This is a genomic window from Aliivibrio sp. 1S128 (assembly GCF_001691065.1).
In the GTDB taxonomy this organism is placed as follows: domain Bacteria; phylum Pseudomonadota; class Gammaproteobacteria; order Enterobacterales; family Vibrionaceae; genus Aliivibrio.
This window is the reverse complement of sequence record NZ_MAJV01000116.1, coordinates 1-531: the sequence shown is the minus strand read 5'-3', so window position 1 is coordinate 531 and position 531 is coordinate 1. Positions and strand designations below refer to the sequence as shown.

The window sequence follows — 531 nt, the reverse complement described above, 5'->3', positions numbered from 1 at the left end:
ACGTTTACTACTATGCAATTATACTTAAAATTGACGCCTTAAAACGAGAAACACCCGACAACCTGAGATGCCGAGTGTAGTAAATCGTGTTGATGCGATTGTTATGCGTATTATTCGATGGTAAATATTACGACTAAACGGATTATATCAGTCCGAATTTTTTCATTGCATTCTTTACAACCAATATTTTTTCTTCTGGACATGGATATTTTCTCTCCGTTGATGATAGACGGTTGGGAGCTTGTTTCATTTTAATCCCATTCAATTCTTTTATATGAGCTATCCAACAACTTTTAACTGAAAAGTTATATTCTCTTTTTACGTATTCCTGTACTTTTTTATAAGTCATATTCCCATTTCCAAATTTAATGAATGCATCCAATTAAAATAACATGGTGATAAAAATAAAACTTTGATGCAGAAATAAAATGCATAGCACACAATTTGAAGTCTGTGGGATTACTCAAAAAAATATATCGCTAAGAATGATAGAAAATGAAATGTTACCGAAACGCATAACGCCTGCATAAC

The 531-nt window shown here is 32.0% G+C and carries 1 protein-coding gene; it reads right to left on the bottom strand.

The genetic code is table 11. From position 1 onward, the window contains the following. Positions 1-142: 142 nt before the first annotated feature. Positions 143-349 (bottom strand): hypothetical protein, encoded by a 207-nt coding sequence (locus A6E03_RS16285; protein ID WP_065593241.1) that lies wholly within the window; start codon positions 347-349, stop codon positions 143-145. Between the last annotated feature and the right edge of the window lie 182 nt (positions 350-531).